We start from the raw sequence: 3,104 nt of genomic DNA, 5'->3' as shown, positions 1-3,104 counted from the left end.
AATTTTATTCGCTTGACTTACCTTTTGAGTTGCAGATCCCTCACTAAAAGAGACCTGCGCTTGCTGTTGCTTCCAAACTTTCAAAGAACTTGCTTCCCACAACTACCCCCGAAAGAATAATAAAGGAAAACTTCTGCCAGATGATAAGAAATCGAATCTTATAAGGCCCTATCGCCTCACCTGAAATGTTATCTAAAGAACTACTAAAACCTTGTTTTTTTTCGGACTGCAAAGATACGGTTACTTTACTATTCAAGCCAAATTTTTCAGACTTATATTTCACAAAAAACTGTGAAGGAAATTTGTGTGATTTTACCGTGAACCGTTCGATCAAAAAGCGGATGCAAAGATAAGTAAGTATTTGATTACCAACAAATTAATTTACAATCCTATTGCTAAAAAAATGTAAAAGCATTTTACATTCTGGCGTTATTCATGACCGATTTTTAAAGAGCGGATGCAAAGATACGGGGCATTGGTTATTCATTCCAAATCATTTGAAAAAATAATTGCTAAATAGCTTTTAAATGCAAGCCCGGCGCAGGAAAATAATTTTCGGAAAATGCCACCCTCTTTAAAAACAAACCTTTGGCAGGCACCGAATAACCGCATTTAACTTCATTATGAAAAAAACTTTCAAAATCCTGTAAGGATAATTGCTGCCTGCCCACTTTCAACATGGACGCCGTAAGCAACCGCACCATACCTCTTAAGAATCGATTGCCTTCTATATTATAAACCACCTCCTCTCCTTCTCTTATCCATTGACTCACATTGATACGGCAATTAAAATTTTTTACCTGTGTATTGGTCTTGCAGAATGCAAAGAAATTAGTTTGATCCTTTACCATGGCCGCTGCCTGCTCCATGAGCCCAAAATCGAGCTTATAAGGAAAGAAATAGGAAGTGCCCTGCGCAAAAGGATCTTTGAACCGGTGAATACGGTAAACATATTCACGGCTTAGGGCATCAAACCGGCAGTGAGCCCCGTCAGGCATAAGGAAAAGATTCCTGATTGCTATATCCCCCGACAGTATAGCATTCATCTTGTAGACAAACTGTGGGTTAATGGCTCCATCAAAATCAAAATGGAAAAAGTTTTGGAGGGCATGCACACCAGTATCAGTTCTGGAGGAGCCTGTAAACTTCACTTCCTCCCTATGAAGCACCTGGAAAGCCTTTTCTACCTCTGATTGGATAGTAACGGCATTCTCCTGTACCTGGAAACCACTAAAGGCGGTTCCCTTATAAGCCAATTCTAAAAAATACCGGGGCATACTATTCGCCGATTAAAGCCTTAAACCTTCTGGAATAATAATCGTCTTTGATCTCCGATTGCAGGGAAGGGAAATTTTCACGATCTGAAACATGCATATAAGCTGCATCAAAGAAAAGATATTTGCCGGCTGATGTAAGGAATAAGGAACTGAGGTATTTCACCTGTTCTGTTGTATAACATTTACTCTTAAAAGACTTCATAGCCTGTTCAACCATCATTTCATCCGATTCTTCACTGGCCATATTCTTACGCAACTTAAAGAAATCGCTTTCGGAAGCCTGGGACCGACATTTTGGTTTGGCAGGTATAATGCCTCCTACCGCCCTTTCTTCTTTTGCGGGCTCTTTCTTAACCTGCTCTTCTTTTGTCTGATTAGCCAGTAATGTATCTGGGGAATTGCGTTTATCGTCTTCAGCTACTGGAACTTTAACGGGCGACTTTTCTTTTATACCCTCATTAACAGGTTCTGCTTCTTTTTTTACATCCATAAATACCACCTCCTGCTTTTTACTGGTATCAGGCTGACTGAAGATAATCTTTGGATTAGGTATCAACAGGCGGATGGTATCTACCTGGTCTCCATTTTTATCAAAATAGACCAAGCCAAAACCTTCAGAGGTGGAACTTTCAGAATATTTTTTGATAACAGATCTTTCAAATGATTCTCCTGTTTGCCCCTGCCCATTACTGCCCGCTGGTTCCGATATTGCCTCACTTTGAGCCAACCCTCCTTGAATCTTTGATTCTGTTTTGTTTACAGCATCTGTATTTTCTGTAGTCACAGGCACTGTTTCAGTTTGCTTCATGCTGGTAGATGCTATTGCTACACTATCATCATGTTTGACCGTTGTATCAATTGTTGCTACTGAAGCAGATGTACTACTTCCTGATATGTCAGCGACTGTTGATGGCTGTAAAGTTTGAACAGTGACAGGTTCATTTGCAGGCTTTTCTTCTACCCTGGAAGCTTCCTTATCCTTTTTCTTAATAACATCTTTTTTTACCTCTGCTACCGATTCAGACTTTGAAAAGACAGGAACCATTAATAAACTGGAATCACTGGAGGCTTTGGCAAGCATAGAGCTGAAGGCATCTTTTCTTGGCTCATAGGTTACATTGGCCGAACCTGGCATATGAACGGGACTTATTGCAGCCAGCGTTTCGATGTCAGTCAATTCAAGTTCATTGCCCCCGGTTTTTATAGAATATCCATGATCGTTACCCTGCACCTGTAATTGAAATCTTGCTTCTTTGCCTCCTAAAGAAGGCACTCCGATAAACATTGTATAACTACTATCTGAAAGATTGGGGAATATCAGGTAACCAGGTGAGGATGAGCTATAGATCTTATCTCCCATTCTAACATAAAATGGAATCCCATTTTCAGATTCCAGGTATATAAAGTATTGCTGTTGAGCGAATACGGAATGAATTGCAAAAAAGAAAAAAGAAGAAAGGAGCAATCTTTTCATGTATCTCAAAATTAATGGAAAACCTTGTACACCTGTGTTGGCATGAAGCTAAATGTAAAATGGCATACTAAGGGATTAAAGTAAACCTAAAAACAGGGAGAGTGAAAAATGAAACCCAATAAAGCGGTGATTTTTTGAGGAGTTGTATAACCAACTGCCCTATGAAAAAGGGGGAATACTATATAACTTCTGTTATGAACAAGCTTTTTTAAAGGTATGCAGCGCCTTTATACCGCCTCTTTAAAGACCCGTTTCAAAGCCGTTACAAAGGCGGCACAAAGGCGGTACATAGGCGTTACATAATTAAAGTAGCACGTGTGTAGTTCCAAAATAGGTTGACACTTTTTAATGTT

At 39.5% G+C, this 3,104-nt stretch carries 2 protein-coding genes; both read right to left on the bottom strand.

Annotation, left to right across the window (positions count from 1 at the left end; all coding sequences use genetic code 11):
- Positions 1–512 precede the first annotated feature (512 nt).
- A complete protein-coding gene (truA, locus tag BUA53_RS20815; protein WP_072837318.1) occupies positions 513–1,277 on the bottom strand; it encodes a tRNA pseudouridine(38-40) synthase TruA in 765 nt (254 codons plus the stop codon).
- A 1-nt stretch (position 1,278) separates the two neighbouring features.
- On the bottom strand, positions 1,279–2,751 hold the full coding sequence (locus tag BUA53_RS20810; protein ID WP_072837317.1) for a hypothetical protein: 1,473 nt from the start codon (positions 2,749–2,751) through the stop codon (positions 1,279–1,281).
- Positions 2,752–3,104: the final 353 nt, after the last annotated feature.

This window comes from Flavisolibacter ginsengisoli DSM 18119 (assembly GCF_900129295.1).
GTDB lineage: Bacteria > Bacteroidota > Bacteroidia > Chitinophagales > Chitinophagaceae > Flavisolibacter > Flavisolibacter ginsengisoli.
This window is presented reverse-complemented; position numbering and strand designations above follow the sequence as displayed.